General features: G+C 37.4%; 12 protein-coding genes. 9 read left to right on the forward strand and 3 right to left on the reverse strand.

Going from position 1 to position 18,528, the window contains the following annotated elements:
- Nucleotides 1–187 precede the first annotated feature (187 nt).
- Both JHD79_RS04215 and JHD79_RS04220 read left to right on the forward strand, forming a co-directional pair.
- On the forward strand, nucleotides 188–1,222 hold the full coding sequence (locus tag JHD79_RS04215) for a helix-turn-helix domain-containing protein (RefSeq protein WP_199117950.1): 1,035 nt from the start codon (nucleotides 188–190) through the stop codon (nucleotides 1,220–1,222).
- Between the two features lie 100 nt (nucleotides 1,223–1,322).
- Nucleotides 1,323–2,438: a nuclear transport factor 2 family protein gene (locus JHD79_RS04220; protein WP_199117951.1), complete on the forward strand. Its 1,116-nt coding sequence runs from the start codon at nucleotides 1,323–1,325 to the stop codon at nucleotides 2,436–2,438.
- Between the two features lie 507 nt (nucleotides 2,439–2,945).
- Here the strand turns inward: JHD79_RS04220 and JHD79_RS04225 are convergent.
- A complete protein-coding gene (locus tag JHD79_RS04225; RefSeq protein WP_199117952.1) occupies nucleotides 2,946–3,860 on the reverse strand; it encodes a T9SS type A sorting domain-containing protein in 915 nt (304 codons plus the stop codon).
- A 665-nt stretch (nucleotides 3,861–4,525) separates the two neighbouring features.
- Here JHD79_RS04225 and JHD79_RS04230 point away from each other — a divergent pair.
- From JHD79_RS04230 to JHD79_RS04245, 4 genes are read left to right on the forward strand one after another with little or no spacing between them, the layout of a single operon-like run.
- A complete protein-coding gene (locus JHD79_RS04230; RefSeq protein WP_199117953.1) occupies nucleotides 4,526–5,674 on the forward strand; it encodes an ATP-binding protein in 1,149 nt (382 codons plus the stop codon).
- Nucleotides 5,675–5,676: 2 nt separating this feature from the next.
- Nucleotides 5,677–7,059 (forward strand): regulatory iron-sulfur-containing complex subunit RicT, encoded by a 1,383-nt coding sequence (locus JHD79_RS04235; protein ID WP_199117954.1) that lies wholly within the window; start codon nucleotides 5,677–5,679, stop codon nucleotides 7,057–7,059.
- A gap of 10 nt (nucleotides 7,060–7,069) precedes the next feature.
- Nucleotides 7,070–7,513: a gliding motility lipoprotein GldH gene (locus JHD79_RS04240; RefSeq protein ID WP_233164555.1), complete on the forward strand. Its 444-nt coding sequence runs from the start codon at nucleotides 7,070–7,072 to the stop codon at nucleotides 7,511–7,513.
- A 29-nt stretch (nucleotides 7,514–7,542) separates the two neighbouring features.
- Complete coding sequence (locus JHD79_RS04245) at nucleotides 7,543–8,736, forward strand: thioredoxin family protein (protein WP_233164556.1); 1,194 nt, start codon at nucleotides 7,543–7,545, stop codon at nucleotides 8,734–8,736.
- A 108-nt stretch (nucleotides 8,737–8,844) separates the two neighbouring features.
- On the opposite strand, the gene murF is transcribed toward JHD79_RS04245, so the two are convergent.
- The gene (gene murF / locus JHD79_RS04250; RefSeq protein ID WP_199117957.1) at nucleotides 8,845–10,146 is read right to left on the reverse strand and encodes a UDP-N-acetylmuramoyl-tripeptide--D-alanyl-D-alanine ligase; all 1,302 of its coding nucleotides are present in this window, start codon (nucleotides 10,144–10,146) and stop codon (nucleotides 8,845–8,847) included.
- 93 nt (nucleotides 10,147–10,239) lie between these two features.
- Between murF and JHD79_RS04255 the strand changes: the two genes are divergently transcribed.
- From JHD79_RS04255 to JHD79_RS04265, 3 genes are all read left to right on the forward strand, one after another.
- Nucleotides 10,240–12,723 carry a M14 family metallopeptidase gene (locus JHD79_RS04255; RefSeq protein WP_199117958.1) on the forward strand — a complete coding sequence of 828 codons (2,484 nt, stop codon included), beginning with the start codon at nucleotides 10,240–10,242 and terminating at the stop codon, nucleotides 12,721–12,723.
- 137 nt (nucleotides 12,724–12,860) lie between these two features.
- Nucleotides 12,861–16,079 carry a SusC/RagA family TonB-linked outer membrane protein gene (locus JHD79_RS04260; protein WP_199117959.1) on the forward strand — a complete coding sequence of 1,073 codons (3,219 nt, stop codon included), beginning with the start codon at nucleotides 12,861–12,863 and terminating at the stop codon, nucleotides 16,077–16,079.
- Between the two features lie 16 nt (nucleotides 16,080–16,095).
- The gene (locus JHD79_RS04265; RefSeq protein ID WP_199117960.1) at nucleotides 16,096–17,634 is read left to right on the forward strand and encodes a RagB/SusD family nutrient uptake outer membrane protein; all 1,539 of its coding nucleotides are present in this window, start codon (nucleotides 16,096–16,098) and stop codon (nucleotides 17,632–17,634) included.
- Nucleotides 17,635–18,146: 512 nt separating this feature from the next.
- Here the strand turns inward: JHD79_RS04265 and JHD79_RS04270 are convergent.
- A partial coding sequence (locus JHD79_RS04270; protein WP_199117961.1) for a hypothetical protein occupies nucleotides 18,147–18,528 on the reverse strand: 382 nt, incomplete at its 5' end.

The following is an 18,528-nucleotide window of genomic DNA, read 5'->3' on the forward strand; positions in this document are numbered from 1 at the left end:
TAACACTCGCGACCGTAATATAAATAAATTTGACCACCCGCCATTTTTACAATGGTATGCCTGTTGTTCATTTTCCTCATCACCACCAACCCAAACAACTAGAAAGCCAAACAACCAACCGCTTGCAAATCTTAAAACCTTCGTCTATATTACAACAATTCCAAAAAGAAAGCATATTTTCCAATTAATGAGCAATCAAATATTATTTTTTTTAAGTGCTATAGGTGTTTTTAATAGTATTGTTTTGGGGTTTTATTTTGTATTCTTCAAGAGAAACAGAACGATATCCGATTTATTTCTAGGGCTTCTATTATTATCTTTAAGTATAAGAATAGGAAAATCAGTATTTTATAATTTTAATCCGCAGTTGTCAAAAACGTATTTACAAATAGGTTTGTCAGCTTGTTTTTTAGTTGGCCCATTGTTATGTTTTTTTGTTAAGTCAGCACTCGGAAATCTTAACTATTCTTTCGCAAAGTATAGCCTCACTTTGATCATTATAACTATAAGTGTTTTTGGTTTTCTTTTCCCATACAAAGACAATCCCGCTATATGGAGAGGAATAATTTACTACCTTATCAATATTCAATGGTTTATTTTTATTATACTATCCATTTATGAGGCTAAACAAATTTTCAAGAAGTTAGTCACTAATCGCAACCAAATTAGCTATCACGAAACCTGGATATTATCAATTATTTGTGGCGTTTTTGCCATTTGGCTTTCCTACTCGTTAGCTAAGTATACTTCATATATTTCGGGTGCTTTGACTTTTTCCTTTAGCTTTTACATTTCCTTACTTCTTATCTATTATGCAAAAAACAAAACATTAATCTCGGTGATTAATAAAGAAAAATACATCAACAAAATAGATGAAGAGCTAGTAAAAGAAATTCAGGGAAAAATTAACATACTTTTTGAAACGAAAAAAATCTATACCAATCCCGACCTCACTTTATCAATTTTGGCAAAAGAATTAAATACCCGTCCTCAATTGCTATCGCAGATTATTAATGACAATTTGAATAAAAGTTTTACTCAATTCATCAATGAATATAGAATTGATGAAGCAAAACGACTATTAAAGGAAAATCCTCAGTTCAAAATAGATGCAGTGGGTTTTGAAGCTGGATTTAATTCGAGCAGTACATTTTATAGTTCATTTAAAAAAGTTACAGGTACTACACCTTCAAATTATCAAAAGAATAATTTTTACTCCTAAAATATACATTCGTACTCCATTATTATAAACTTGGAATGTTTTAAAGCTTGAGCGATATAATTTGCGAAATATTTTTTAAAACATTAAAAATCCAAAGTTTATGAAAAAAATCTTTTTCACAGTCTTATTTGCACTATTATCAAATCTGTCTTTTGCACAATCAGAACAGTCTCTGATTGAAAATTGTATTCAAAACTATATTGATGGCACATCTTATAATAAGCCCGACAATATTATTAAGGCTTTTTATGCTGAAGCCAATCTTTTTCTAAGCCACAAAGAAAAACCGTTATGGGTAGTTCCAATTTCCGAATATGTCAGCTGGTTTCAAAAGGGCAATAAAGGAGTATTTAACGGTCGTTTAGGAAAAATTATCTCTATAGAATATTATAATGATATCGCTATTGCAAAGGCCGAAATTATTATACCTGAAAAGAAGCAAGAATTTATGGATATGTTCTTACTAAAAAAAATTGAGGGTGAATGGAAAATAATTAGCAAATCAGCAAGTAGCAAATCCAGCAATAAATCCGGAAGAAAAATATTATTCATCGTTTCCAATGCACATTATTACGGAAACTCTACCATTTCAACAGGAAATAGCTTTGCCGAAATCGTAAACGCTTACAATACTTTTGTAAATTCAGGTTATGCCGTTGATTTTGTAAGTCCAAAGGGTGGTGCTATTCCTTTAGCCTATATCAATACCTCTGATAGTTTGCAGAAGCAATATTTATACAGTCAAGACTTTATGTACGCCGTAAAACATACTTTGAGCCCTAAAGAAATTGATTATAAAATTTACAAGGCAGTTCATTATATTGGGGGTGGAAGTGCCATGTATGATGTTCCTGAAGATTCGGACATTCAACGCATTGCTATGCAGGTATATGAAGATAATAATGGTATTATTTCTTCGGTATGCCATGGAACAGCGGGTATCGTGAACCTTAAAACTAAAAATGGTGAATTTTTAGTTGAAGGAAAAAAAGTAAGTGGTTATCCTGACTCTTTTGAAAAGCAAGATGGTGAATATTTTAAACACTTCCCATTTTTAATTCAGAAGACAATAGAAGAAAGAGGGGGAACTTTTAAATTTGTAAAGGGAAATGGATCTTACGTTGAAGAAGACGGTAGAGTTATTACTGGACAAAATTTCCTGTCATCAAATGCAGTAGCCTTAAAAATTATCGAATGGATTGAGAAAAATAATTAAGGATAAAGTTTTCAGCAGTTAATATAGGTCATTGGCTATTGCGGTTTCTGTGCTAAATTTGAAGTTTGTTTTGCACCTTTAAGATCGGTGCTTAACTCGAAAGTTTCGACTTGCTTAATCCGCAACAGCTGTAATGCCCCAAACCGTCAAGCTATCTGAAACTCCATCACTAAAACTTGATATTAGTACCACGGTGCTTGTGATTTTAGAACTAAGCTGCAAAAAGAAGATTTATCTTGTTTCTAGAGTGCTTTAAAGTTAAAGCGGTTTGTTTTTATGTTTGATAACCAAATAGGAGAGGTGTTATTAAATTAGGCCCAAGCAATGCTTGCGTCAGAGGGGTACTGTTTGTACAGTGCCTGCGGCCTTTTTAGCCATGACAAGTTGCAGCCCCCTAACCTAAACGGGAATGCAACCGCTATGGGCGCTATGGCATAAAACCAATGGACTGTTGATGTCCCTGAATTAAGTTGAATGAGGGCATTGCTTCCTTGATTTAGACCAAGGCTATTTTAATACTTTTACCAAATAACTATTATTGGGGTCTTTTAGTATAATTAGATAAACACCTTTGGCATAAGTACTCATATCTAATTTTATTTCATTTTGGGTGTTGGTTAAAACATGCTCTTGGAGCTTTCTGCCGCCGATATCTACCAATTCCAAGTTTTGATAGGTTGCTGTTGGGAAACTTAATCTTAGTATATTATCAATAGGGTTTGGCCAAGCTTTCACTTCTTTGGTACCAAGTGAGAAATTAACCGCGTCATCTGCAAGTGTGGCAACCGTTCCATCAATATCTCTTTGTTTTAAGCGATAGTAGTTTGCGCCACTTACAGGGTAGTTATCAAAACTGGTATAACCGTTTGTGGCGCTGCCCTTGCTTGCTTGTCGAGCAATTTCGATATAGTTTACACCATCCGTACTGCGATAAACTATAAAAGCTTCGCTGTTGGTTTCGCTAAAGGTATTCCAAGCTAATTTTACCTGGTTTTTCTGCACCGTTGCAGTAAATTTGCCAAAGCTTACAGGTAGTGTGGTGGAATTGCGCACGATAGTGGTTGTAATACAGGTGGTTCCGATACCGCATGATGGATTGCTGTTAATAAGCATATACAAAGTTCCTGAGATAGGGCTTGTAATGGTAACGGTAGAAGCGCCATAGCCTACCACGGTGCCATTGCTAGATCCCTGCCTTATGGTAATAAAGGCATTTCCGCTTGCTGTAAAAGTGTATGAAGTTCCAGCCAAGCAATCATTAATGGTATTATAGTCTCCTCCCCAATTACAACTGTTTATGGTTGATGGGGTAGAAGAGGTTGGCGCAGTAACTGATGAAAACGAGCTTCCTCCAGCGCATTGCGCTTTAATCTGGTCACAGATAAAAAATAACAGAATTGCAAATAGTAATTGTTTTTTCATAAAATTTAATGGTTTATATTGATCTTAACCCTTGTTTTTTCACTGCTGCCAGAAATTGAATTTGTGAAACGCTTACAAAATTATCCCAGGTATATCTTATAAATAAAAATGTTCTGAAGACTCTTGTTTTCGTTCTGAAATAGATTGGAAATTTTTGAAGATCTTTAAAACCTAATCATTTCAAATATAGCTTATTATTTACATTGTTCACAGTTTAAAAAAAGGATCGACAGTAATGAGTTTGGTTGATTCATCTGAGATATTTTTTTATGCTGAATTCACCCTTGGTTGACAAGCACGATTTCAACATTTTTACCAAATAAGTAGTCGCTGCTGTAGCCTTTTAGTTTCATAAGGTAAATGCCTTTTAGCATATGTACCCTATTTCGCTCGTGCCCAGTGATGGTTATTATTGCCCATGTCTCTATTGAGTGAGCCATATTGGTGACGGTAGGTTTTGCCTATACAGAAGTTAATCTGGGCATGGTAAGATAGCTCAAAAAATGTATTTTAAAAGTTAGAAATGAATTTGAGTGGATATGCTCATTACCATTTTTATGGCAAAAGCGCGTGTTGGCGTCTTTAAGTCAAAATCAGTTTTTTAAACAAGGTTATTATTGGGTTTTAGTGTCTAAAAAATCAAATCTATTTGCTATTTTGCACCAATGCAGTTTAAAGAGATTATTGGACAGGAAGCGACTAAGCAACATTTAATACAGACTGTTGCAGAGAACAGGGTAAGTCATGCACAATTATTCCTTTCTTCGGAGGGGAGTGGTGCCTTGCCCTTGGCCATTGCCTATGCCCAATATATCAACTGTCAGCAAAAAACGGCTGATGATAGTTGTGGAGAGTGCTCTTCATGCCGTAAATACGAGCGGCTCATCCATCCAGATCTTCATTTCTCTTATCCCTTTTTTGCTTCCAAAGAGGTGAAGATAGCCACTGATGTTCTGGAAGAATGGAGAAATATGGTGATAGAGAATCCATATTTCAACTTGGACATTTGGCGCTCTAAACTCAGCGCAGATAATAAGCAGGCAAACATTAATATTGCAGAAGCACATGACATTATCAAAAAACTCAGTTACAAGGCTTTTGAGGCCGAAACCAAAGTGTTGATTATGTGGCTGCCCGAGTTCTTGGACAGGGAAGGAAATGCCCTGCTCAAGATTATCGAAGAACCACCTGCAAATACCTTGTTCATTCTAGTTGCACAAAATCAGGAGCAGATTTTATCCACTATTTTATCGAGAACCCAAATTGTTAAGATACCGAAGCTTCAAGATGATGTGATAGGGAATTATTTGATGGCTAAGGCAAACTTGTCGGAAAGCCAGGCTGCCGAATATAGCTTTTTGGCCGATGGCAATCTAATTGAAGCAAATGCGCTGCTAGATGACATTTCAAATAACAATGCCAGCTATTTTTCGGAATGGTTGCGTATGGGCTTTGGAAACAAGGTGCCGTCAATGATCGATTTTACGGAAACTGCGGCAAGCTGGGGCCGCGAAAACCAAAAAAACTTTCTGAAATATGGCATTAATTTTCTGAGGGAGTGCAGTTTATTGCTGAGCGGAGCAGATGATTTGGTGAAATTACCACCACAAATTTTTGAAGTGGCTAAAAATTTATCGGCCAAAGTGTTAAACCTGGCTATGGTAGAGGCACTAATTATCGAATTAGAGAAGGCACATTACCACATTGAAAGGAATGCGAATCCGAAAATTCTGTTTTTAGATGTATCTTTACAACTGGTAAAAATTATAAAGTTTAAAACGCTCCCGAAAGGGACTCAATATATATACAATTAATTATGGGATGTGGAAGTTGCTCGTCGGGAGGTGGTTGTGCCCCCGCAGGCTGCAAAAGTAATGGCTCTTGCCTTACTGGAGGCTGCCAAAAAATGGAAGTGTACGATTGGCTATCCAATTTGGATATGCCCTCTAACTATATACCTTTTCAGATTGTAGAAGTAAAATTCAAAGGGTCTAGAAAAGAGTTTTTTGTAAATACTGATAACATTTATCTGGAAATAGGTGAGTTGGTAGCTGTTGAAGGACCTACCGGAGGCTATGATATAGGACATATATCGCTCACCGGAGAGCTTGTGCGCACACAGTTAAAGCGCAGAAAAACACCTATTGATCAGGTTACCAGAAAAATCTACAGAAAAGCTACAGAAGCAGATGTTGAAAAATGGAAGATTGCCAAAGGTTTGGAATGGGAAACCATGCACAAGGCCCGTACATTGGCGCTGGACCTAAAGCTTTCCATGAAAATAAGCGATGTAGATTATCAGGGAGATCGAACCAAGGCCACCTTCTTTTACACTGCCGAAGGCCGTGTAGATTTTAGGGAGCTGATCAAGAAAATGGCAGAGACTTTCCGTATTCGCATTGAAATGCGCCAGATCGGGATGCGCCAGGAAGCTGGCCGTTTAGGGGGCATTGGTTCTTGTGGTCGCGAGCTATGTTGCTCCACTTGGCTAACCAACTTTAAAACCGTATCTACTGCCGCTGCACGCTATCAAAACCTTTCTCTAAATACCTTAAAGCTTGCAGGACAATGCGGTAAGCTGAAATGTTGTCTCAACTACGAACTGGATACTTATTTGGATGCCTTAAAGGATATACCCGATAGAATTGAGGCACTACAAACAGAGGTAGGGGTAGCTAGACACCAGAAAACAGACATCTTTAAAAAGCTAATGTGGTTTAGCTATGCCAATCAGGAAGATTGGATTCCGCTTAAAGTGGACCGTGTGAAGGAAATCATGGCCATGAATAAAAAGGGCGAAAAACCCAACAACTTAAAAGATGAGGCCGTAGAACTAAAAACCACTACTATTGTAGAGAAGGTTCATGATTATGAGAATGTGGTTGGACAGGATAGCCTGACCCGCTTGGATGATAAATCTAGAAACCGGAATGCTAACCATAAAAATCGTAATAACAAAAACCGTAATCAAGGTTCTGGTGCTCAGCAGGGTACTGGAAACCAAAAAAACCTGCAGAGTAAACAACAGCAGAAACCTGTGGAAACAAAGCAGCCATTGGTAAAAGGTGGACCAAAAAACGAGGCTGAAGAAGGCGCTTCCAATAAAGCTCAAAATCGCAATAATAGAAACCGTAACAAGAATCGTAACCGCAATCATAAGGGGAAAGATCAGTCACCAGACAAACCAAACAATGGCTAAAAGGTATTTTTTGTTTATATACGCGCTGGTTTTTACATTTCTCGGCTGTAATGTAAACACTATTGTAGATACTAATCAAAGCATTAGAGACCATAATTGGTTGTATGCAAATACTGCAAAAGCAGAATTTGAGATATCCGATACCTTAAAAACCTATAAGGTTAGCTTCAAGTTGCGCATTAATACTTCATACCGATATTCCAACATGTTTGTGCTGGTATCTGTTAAAGGGGCAAATAAGTATAAAAGGACCCGCTACCAATTTAAATTAGCTAAAGCAGATGGTCAATGGCTAGGAAAGGGCTCAGGAGATCTGTATACTTATTCATTCCCATTGCTAAAAAAACATCTTTTTCATGAAGCCGGTAAATATACCATTGAAGTTGAGCAAAATATGAGGGATAACCCACTGGTTGGGGTGAGCGATGTTGGTATTGAGGTAGTAAAAGATTAACTTTAAGGAAATATAGCCTGATTTTGAATATGGTAAAGAATAGTTTTTTGGCTTGTTGCCTTCTTTTCATCGCAGTTTCAGTACGTGCTGCCGAGATTAAATTTTTGGAAAACCCTACCTGGAGTACAGTTTTGGAGCAGGCAAAGAAAGAGAACAAAATGATTTTCCTAGATGCTTATGCCACCTGGTGCGGGCCCTGTAAACAAATGGATGCGGAAACTTACACCAACCAAGCAGTGGCAGATTTCTATAATGCCAACTTTATCAATGTAAAATACGACATGGAGAAAGGTGAGGGGGCTATGTTGGCAGATCGATATTATGTATCGGCCTATCCAAACCTTATTTTTATCAATCCTGATGGGGTAATGTTGCATAAGGGCGTGGGTTTTCTCGATGCTGATGATTTTTTAGCGCTGGCAAAAACAGCAAAGGACCCAGAAACACAGTTCTTTACATTAAAGAAGAAGGCCTTGAAATTGACCAGTGCCCAATTTTTAAAATTTGCGGCACAGGCTACAGAATTACAAGATGAGGATTTTGGACAGATCAGCAGGGATTTTTTGTCTGCACAACCTGATATTTTAGGCGATGCAGATTTGATCGATTTGGTGATGAACTATGCTTTTTCCCTTCCAAAGGAAAAAGACTTGGCCTACTTTGCGGCAAATAAGAGTAAGGTAATGCGGGCAGGAAAATATACCGATGAAGATTTTGAAGACCGCTTGGTGAGCTTAACCATTCAGTTCGCCTTGTCTGAAGAGGTGCAGGTTACCGAAGAAATCGATTTTGAAGCAGTTAAAAATATCTTGGATAAGTTTGTTCCAGAACGCTCTTTTTTTGTGTACAACTATTTCAGAACGCAGTATTTTCTAGAGAATAAAGAAATTGAACCGGCATTGTCCGCTTTTAATACCATACTGGATAATCCTTCGAAAGTAGGTTACTCACAGTTGTGTAATGCGATGATGAACATTGGCCCTACCTTATATGAACAGGGCAAGTTGGAGCCTGTTTTAACTAAGTTTAATGCTATTGTTGTTCCAGCTAAAGAAGCAGGCCTGGCTTACCTGAAAGATTTTGTAAAGGCTATTATCTACATTAAAACGAAGCAAACCGCTAAATTTAAGGAAGTGGCCAATTCAATGATTGCCAATCCAAAAACACCTGAAGATGTAAAGAAAGATTTAAGCCAGGCTTTACAGAATATGGGGACTAATTAGGTTAAAAGTAGAAAGTATAAATATAGCATTGAAGACGTTATGCGCTACTTTTGAATTTTAGTTCAATTGGCTATAGCGTTAATAATTCCCTTCCATATCATTCAACCATTATAAAAGCGGCAATAACTGCTCTAATGCCATCCCTCTGCTCCCTTTTAATAAGATTAGGGTTCCTTTCCAATGTTGTGCCTTAATAAAAGCTGCGGCTTCAGATGGTGTAGAAAAAAAATGGGCATTATAACCGTCTTTTGTATTAAAAAAGTGGTGCCCTACAAAAATGAGCTCATTAATATTGCTCTGTGCAGCTAATTGGATAATATGCGCATGCTGTACGGAAGATTCCTCGCCCAATTCAAACATATCGCCCAAAATGGCTATTTTTTTTGTGGCACTAAGGCTGTTGAGGTTGTTGATGGCAGCGGCCATGCTACTTGGGTTGGCGTTATAGAAATCACAGATAACCGTATTGCTTTCTGTTTTTGTGAGCTGCGACCGATTATTGGTAGGAAAGTAATTGGCTAAGCCTTTATTAATTTCATGGGCACTTAAGTTAAAGAAACATCCAATGCTTATGGCCGCCAGAATGTTTTCGAAGTTGTAGGTTCCTGTTAGATTGGCCTTGGCCTCATGATTTTGGCCCTTAAAACTCCAATCGAATTCAATTAGCGGGTCGCTATGCTTTAAATGACCACATACGGCATTGGGCTGGGCACTATTATAGTGAACAACATTTGTTAGCGCAGCTTTATTACTCATTTCCATAAGGTCTTCATTTGAGCCGTTTACAAAGGCTGTACCGTGGTGGGCTTTTAGATAGGCATATAGTTCGGCCTTTCCCTTTTTAACGCCCTCAAAACCGCCAAATCCATCTAGGTGTGCCATGCCCACATTGCTGATCAGCCCATGTGTAGGCTGTGCAATCTCACAAAGAAATTCGATCTCTTTTTGGTGGTTTGCTCCCATTTCGATGACCGCAATTTGAATAGTGCTGTTAATGCCCAAGATAGAAAGGGGCACACCAATGTGATTGTTGAGATTTCCCTTGGTGGCAAAGGTTTGGTAACGTTCTGCCAAAACGGCCCTAATAAGCTCCTTAGTGGTGGTTTTTCCATTGCTTCCCGTTAAACCAATAATAGGTATATCAAGTTGCTGCCTATGGTGTTTTGCCAACTGTTGTAAGGTGGCTAGAACATCGTCTACCAATATGAATTGATCATTCTGGGCATAATCGGCATTATCTATAATGGAAAATGCGGCACCTTGGTCAATGGCCTTTTCGGCAAATGTATTGGCATCAAAATTTTCGCCCTTTAGGGCAAAGAACAAACAGCCTTTCGTAATAGACCTGGTATCTGTACAAATAACCGGGTGTTTTAAATAATGTTGGTAAAGTTGTTCTAGGTTGGTCATTGTACAAAGCAGATAAAATTGTTTCGTGTAAAATTACGAATGCTTAAGAGAAATAAAATATTCTTTTAGTATTATTGGTTAAATAAACATTTTATGAAGATATCTCTCCCTTTTTTATACTTGTTTTTTGTTGGTATAGGGCAGCTGGCGGCACAAACACCAACTCCCGATGCTTTCTTGGGTTATGAATTGGGGAGCCATTTCACGGCACATCAGAAGGTAATAGACTACTATAAAAGCGTGGCAGCAACACATAAGAATGTGAGGTTGGAAAGCTATGGCAGGACTTATGAAAATAGGGAATTAGTGCTGGCCATTGTTTCAGACCAATCGAATATAGATCAACTTGACCAGATCAGGGCCAATAACCTGGCTTTGGCAAACGGGGATAAGGTTATAAAATTAACAAAGCAGCCCGTTATCTTATGGCTGAGCTACAACGTACATGGTAATGAGGCCAATTCTACCGAAACAGCGATGAAAGTGCTTTATACATTGGCAGAAGCAAAAGGCGAAAACATCAAAGAATGGTTGAAGAATACGATAGTTATTATCGACCCCTGTTTAAACCCAGATGGAAGAGAAAGGTACGTCAATTATTTTAATAGCGTAAGCGGGGCCAAACCTAATCCCGATCCAACGTCTAGGGAACATAACGAACCTTGGCCAGGGGGAAGGACCAATCATTATTATTTCGACCTGAATAGGGATTGGGCCTGGCAAACACAGGTAGAAACCCAACAAAGACTGGTGCAGTATCATAAATGGTTGCCACAGGTTCATGTCGATTTTCATGAACAGAGCTACAATGAACCTTATTATTTTGCGCCAGCGGCAGAGCCCATCCATCAGGCAGTTACCTCCTGGCAGAAAGAATTTCAGGTGCTTGTAGGAAAAAACAATGCCAAGTATTTTGATGAGCATGGATGGCAGTATTTTACAAAAGAGCGGTTTGATCTGTTGTATCCATCTTATGGAGATACCTATCCCTTATACAATGGGGCTATTGGTATGACTTATGAACAGGGAGGAATTAGGGCTGGGCTTGCCGTAGTGACGGCCGATGGCGATACGCTCACTTTGAAAGACCGGATTGCCCACCATTTTACCACTTCCATGGCTACATTGGAAATTACTTCCCAATATTCAGAAAGGATTTTGACAGAATTCAGAAAGTATTTTGAACAAAGCCTAACGAATCCTTCAAGTCAGTATAAGTCCTATGTTATAAAGTCACAAAATATTTCCAGGCTGCGAAAGCTCGCCGAGCTGTTAAAAAAGAATCATATTGAGTATGCTTTTGGGGCAGATAAGGTACTAAATGGCTACAATTATGAAACCCAAAAAACAGAACAATTTAAAATAGAAAGAAACGATCTCATCGTTAATCTATATCAAAAGCACTCTGTATTGGCAAATATTCTTTTGGAACCCCATACGGTAGTTACAGATTCCAATACCTATGATATTACCGCTTGGGCACTTCCCTATGCTTATGGACTAAATGCTTATGCGGTGAAGGAATCGATCAGCGGAGCCTATCCCTTTATCGAAGAAAGAAAAAAGAGCATGCCAACTTCAGGCAAGCCCTATGCCTGGGTGTTGCCTTGGGAATGTTTAGAAGATGCAAAGCTATTGATGGCACTTCAAGCCAATGGCATTAAGGTAAGAATGGCCGAGCAAGGGTTTACCATAGGCGGAAATAACTATCAGGCAGGTGCTCTGTTGGTGTATAGGGCGGAAAACGAAAAGAGCAATAAAAGCATATTAGCCTCGCTGGAAGCATTATTTAATGAGCATCATGTGCAATATAACGTGCTAAACTCTGGTTTTGTAGAAAAAGGCAAAGATTTTGGGTCGTCTGTTTATAAACTGCTCACCCCGCCAAAAGTGGCAGTGTTGTCTGGCCAAGAGGTTTCCTCTCAATCGTTGGGAGAGGTCTGGTATTTCTTTGAGCAAGAGCTGAATTATCCCATATCTATATTGAATGTATCGGTTGCGGCTAGTCTAGATATTCAAAAAATTAATACCCTAATTGTTCCAGATGGTTATTATAACGATAAACTGGCCGAACAGTTATTGCCTTGGGTGAATGCTGGAGGTAAGTTGATCTTGTTGGAAGATGCCATAGGGGCTTTTATTGGAAAGAAACCATTCCAGATAAAAAAGAAAGAAGAACCTAAAACCGCCGAAGGAAAAGATAATGTACGTCAGTATGGAAAAAGAGACCATGATGATTTTAGCAATTCTATTCCGGGTGCTATTTATAAAGTATACCTAGATATCACGAATCCTTTGGCGTTTGGACTTGGAAAATATTATTATACCCTAAAAACAGATGCTAATATTTATGAACCTATAGAAAATGGGTATAATATTGGATTTTTAAGGGTAGATAGTTATATGTCTGGTTTAGTTGGAGTTAAGGCTAAAAGCAAAATATCTTCTGGTGTGGTCTATTCTTTTCAGGAAATTGGGAAAGGGCATGTTTTTTATTTGTCAACTAGTCTGATTTTTAGGGCTTTTTGGGAAAATGGAAAAAAAATAATGCTAAATAGTGTTTTTCTTGAGTACTGATTTGCTTTTTTACCCATATTTTCTTTTATATGTTTTATTGTGTTAAATGTCAAATGAAATTTGTGTTGCATACCTAATGTACCTATATTTGGCGCCTTAATAAATAATTAACTAACCTAATTTTTTTAAAAATTTTTATGAAAAAACTTCTACAGAGTTTGTTCATCTTGCTGTTTATTGCCTCTTCGGCAATAGCACAAAATAGGACAATTACTGGTACGGTGACTTCGAAAGAAGATGGACTTCCGCTACCAGGAGTAAGTGTTAAAGTTAAAGGCACAAATGTTGGTGTTTCGACCAACTCAAATGGTAAATTTTCATTAGTGGTGCCAGCTAATGCAACAGCATTAGAGATCAGTTCTCTAGGTTTTGGTACGCAAACAGTTGCCATCGGTGCTGGTAATATCGCGAATGCTGCTCTAGAGGCAGATTCCAGAGACTTAAATCAAGTTGTTGTAGTGGGTTACGGTACACAAAAGAAAGAAGCGATAACAGGTTCTGTTTTAGCAGTGGGTGCCAAAGACATTGAAAAAAGACCTATTACAAACGTCTTGGCAGCTTTAGAAGGAATGGGCACAGGATTACAGATTAGTAATTCATATGGTGAGCCAGGAAGTGGACCTTCTATTAGAATTAGGGGATTTAGTTCGGTTAATGGTAACCAAGCACCTCTAATTGTTGTGGATAATGCTATTTATAACGGGAGTATTAATGATATCAATCCAAATGATGTTGAATCTATTTCTGTTTTGAAAGATGCTACATCTGCTACTTTGTATGGAAGTAGAGGATCTAATGGGGTAATCTTAATTACAACAAAAAAAGGTAAAGGTGGTACTTCATCTATGAATGTTGTTGTAAATCAGGGTATTTACACTAGGGGAATTCCTGAATATGATAAGGTAAATGCTAACGAGTTTATGGAAGTAATGTGGAAAGGTTATAGAAACCAATTGGTTACCAATAGCCCAACATTGCCAATAGCCCAAGCTGGATTAAATGCAACAGCAAATTTGGTTCCTACCATTTTAAAAACCAATATTTATAATTTGCCTGATAATGCTTTATTTGATGTTAATGGTAAATTATTGCCAGATGCCCAAATTAAGGGTACGTATGGTGAAGATTTAGATTGGTTTGGTGCCATTACAAGAAATGGCTATAGACAAGATTATAACTTAAGCGGTCAAAGTTCAAACGAGAAATCTACTTTGTATTATTCTGTTGGATATTTGGGAGAAGAAGGTTATATCAAAACCTCTGATCTACAAAGGTTTTCTGGTAGGGTAAATGGTAGCGTAAGCCCTAGAAAATGGATTAAAACCGGATTTTCATTAAATGGAGGTTATCAAGTAGGGAACTATACAACGGGTTCTGGTGGTGGCTTTACCACACCATGGAACTATGCTAGAAATATTGCGCCTATTTATCCAATTTATAAGCATGATTTGGTTACTGGTCAGTATATTTTAGACGATTCTGGAAATAAAATATATGATAATGGTGAAGATTCCAGACAACAGTATATAGGTAGACACTTGATCTGGGAGAATGAATTAAATATGGACAGAACCTACCAAAATTCATTAAATTCCCAAGGTTATGTGGAACTTAGCTTCTTGAAAAATTTTAAATTTAATCTTACCGCAAATAACTTGCTGAGGAATACTGAGAACAGAACCTATAATAACGGCATTATTGGTGATGGTAGAGGAAATGAAGGAAGGGCTTCTAGAACTATTTACAGATATAATATCTCAACTGTACAGCAACAATTAACCTACAACAAAAGTTTTAATAATCATAATATTGATGTTTTGGTTGGTCACGAGAATTATTTCTATAGACACAACTATTTGTATGGTTACAAAACCAAGCAAACTTTTGCAGGACAAGTTGATATGGTGAATTTTAGCCAGATCACCAGCTTGACAGATTCTGAGGTTAATGAAAGACAAGAGAGTTATTTAAGCAGGGTACGTTATAACTATAAAGAAAAATACTTTCTGGAGGGATCTTTTAGAAGTGATGGAAGTTCGAGACTGCATCCAGATAATAGATGGGGTGAATTCTGGTCTATTGGAGGTTCATGGTTAATATCTAAGGAATCTTTCATGGCATCTACAAAAGAATACATCAATGATTTGAAAGTTAGGGCATCAATTGGAAGAGTTGGAAATATAGCCAGTGTAGGAACTTTTGGTTATATGTCACTTTATGCAATTAGTCAAAACAACAACATTGCAGCATTGTATAAAAGCCAGAACGGTAATGTGGATTTGCAATGGGAAGGTCAGAGAGCTACATCGGCAGCTATTGAAGGACGTTTTTTTGATCGTTTGAATTTATCGGTTGAGTATTTTGATAAAGGTTCTGATGGATTGATCTTCGATGTAAACCAACCACTTTCTGCGGGTGCAACAAGTACAACTTCGGCCGTATCTATTATTACAAAGAATATTGGTAAAGTTAGAAACAATGGTATAGAGATTTCAGCTGATGTAGACGTATTAAAAAAGCAAGACTTCAAATGGAACGTAGGTGTTAACGCCAACTTCTTAAAAAGTAGAGTAGTTACATTGCCAGCAGAAAATAGAGAAAACGGAATTCTTAATGGTAACTTTAAGTATACAGAAGGTAAATCTATATATGATTACTTTTTGTACCAGTATGCCGGAGTAGACATGATGACAGGCCAGGCATTATATTATGCCGATGATGAACTTTTCAATCCAACCAATACCGCTGGAGCCCATTATCCTTTTCTTGTAAACATAGATGGAGTGAATTACACGAGAAATGCTGCCTACTCAAAACGTGAATATAGCGGCAGTGCAATTCCTAAAGTTTTCGGAAATTTTAGCACCAACTTTAATTATAAAAACTTTTCTTTATCTGCCATATTTACTTATTCTATTGGCGGTAAAGGTATTGATAATTCATATATTGGCCTAATGAGTGCAACGGCTACACCAAGTGCATTACATAAGGATATCCTAAATTCTTGGGATGGCGTGCCTGAAGGAATGACCGCAACCTCTCCTGATCGTATCAATAAAAATGCCATTCCACAGGTGAACTTTGTGAACAGCCAATATAATAACGCAACAAGCACAAGGTTTCTGATTGATAATTCTAATTTGGCAATTAAGAACATCGCTTTTGGCTATACTTTCCCAAAAAGCATTACAAAGAAACTTGATTTAAATAGAATTAGCGTTAATGCCTTGGTTGATAATCTTGCTACTTTTACCAAATTGAAAGGAACAAGTCCAGAACAAGGATTTAATGGAACTAGTGCTAATGAATTTGTACCATCACGTACCTTCTCATTGGGAATTAATGTTGGATTATAATTTTAAGATAATTTTTATGAAATTTATAAATAGATATTTGAGTGCAATCATCGTTATTACGTTAGTTGCATCTTGTAAAAAGGATTACCTTCAAACCGCTCCAACGGCTTCAACTTCGCCTGCTACCGTATTTGAAAGCACCCAAAATGCTGCTTATGCCATAAACGGTATAGCAAGGTTGATGACACAGCAAAAACTAAGTATACAAGGTATGAACGGTGAGGGTACCATTAAGATGCTTTATGGTAATTATGCAGGAGCCGACTTTGGTGTTAACCTACCGGGATGGTCTTCAGTTATTAACTTAGAATACGTGGCCAATCCAAATAGTACCTATGTGGTTTATCCTTGGTTTTATTACTATTCTATTATTGCCAATGCAAATTCAATTATCCTTAACGTTGATAAAGCTAGCGGTTCTGAGGCTGATAAGCAATTTATAAAAGCACAGGCTTTAACATTTAGAGCTTATAGTTATACCATGTTGGCTCAGCTTTATGGTAAGAGGTGGGCAGATTCTCAGAACGGCGAAACGCCGGCAGTGGTATTAAGGGTTGATGAGACGACTGGCGATATTCCATTGTCTACCTTAAAGCAAACTTATGATTTGATTTATAGTGATTTGACAACTGCGATAGGCTTGTACACTTCTTCTGGAAAAACCAGGGTAAGCTCTCAATTCTATCTTCCAGATATTAATGTGGCCTATGCTACTTTTGCTAGGGCAGCATTGAACAAACAAGATTATGTTAATGCAGAGGCTTATGCGGCAAAAGCTAGACAAAACTTTGCTTTAATGACCAACACTCAATACAAATCTGGTTTTAATGCACCAAACTCTGAGTGGATCTGGGGTTCATATGGTGCACTGGATGAAACATTACATTACTATTCCTATTTTGCCTATATCGGGTATAATTCAACGGCCTCAGCCGTTAGAACGACACCTAAGTTTATGAGCAAGGAGTTATATAATAAGATACCAGCTACCGATATTCGTAAGAGCATGTTTTTAGATCCACTTAGTTATGCATATGATGGAACTACTGGACAAGGATCTACAGCTTTGTTTAATTATGCTAGGTCATTGTATCCATCATTGCCTTCAGATGCTAGAGCTTATCCATATATGTCGTTTAAATTTGTCGCTTCAGATGGTGTTGGTGTAGGTAATTTGAACCATTTCAGATCTGCAGAGATGATTTTGATCGAAGCGGAGGCCAAATATTTTCAAACTAAGCCAGCAACAGAAATACAGGCACTTTTAAATACATTGACCAAAACAAGCGGTAGAGATGCAAGCTATAATGCGACAGCTACAGGAGCAAACCTACTTGCGGAGATCAAATTATACAGAGCTATCGAGCTATGGGGCGAAGGATTTGATATGTTTGACAAGAAAAGATGGGGAGATAAGATCGAAAGAAAAAAATTGGCAGCAGGAGGCAACTTTATTGATGCGCTTGGTATCACTATAAATCCAACCGATCGTAATGGATGGCAGTTGGTTGTGCCTAATAGAGAAGCTGATTACAATAATTTAATTGTAAGATAAGGCTTAATTTAATTGTCGATTTAGACAGAATTCCCGGTTACTAAGGTTTCCGGGAATTTTTTTTGCCCTATACTAACTACTCCTTTTTTGAGCTTTAGGCTTTTTTCAGTTTAACAATTATACGAATCAAAGAGAATAGATTGGATAAGGTTCGGTTAAAGAAAGTCTTCTATACATTATGGTGGTCAAAAAAAATAGCCTGATAATACATCCAAAAGCACACTTGGTATTTACTAGCATATAAACCGGGTTTCTAGAAGAACAGATTATTTGTTCCGCTCATAGGGATAATTTTACACATAGGAGAAACAGATAATTATTGCGTCTAATCGAATATTTTCAGTCTGGTTGGCCAATATATTATATAATAGGTAAAGATGGCCATGAAGGAGCTTTTAAGGCGGTGCTTTAAAAGCAATATTGGAGGGAATGAGCGCTATAGCTTAATATAGGTAATAATATAACCATATTATACGAGAATATAACATGGTTGTATTATGCCTTTGTAAGATTTATAAGGAGTTATAATAGTCGAATACCTTACTTAAATCTTCGTCTTTTTTTAGATTTAGCTTATTTTTTGATACAAATGCCTTGACCAGGTCTTCTTTGTCCTTTAGCAAGTTAAGGATGCTATTGTCCTTTTTTACTTTGGTCAAGTCGTTCTTTTCATTGGCTACGTAATAGCTGAAGTTTTCTTTGAATACCCTGCGTTTAGGGGCATTGTATTCTGTAACTTCCATAATTGTTTTATTGGTTTTTTTTAGCAGCTTAACCCTGCCATCGCTTAATACTTGGTAATAAGTTTTGTTGCTATAAGAATCTATGGGGTTGAAACCATTCTGAAAGGTAATTCCGTTGATTTTAAAACTGGCTACCGGATCAACAAATAAC

This window comes from Pedobacter sp. ASV28, from assembly GCF_016428855.1.
Classification (GTDB): domain Bacteria; phylum Bacteroidota; class Bacteroidia; order Sphingobacteriales; family Sphingobacteriaceae; genus Pedobacter.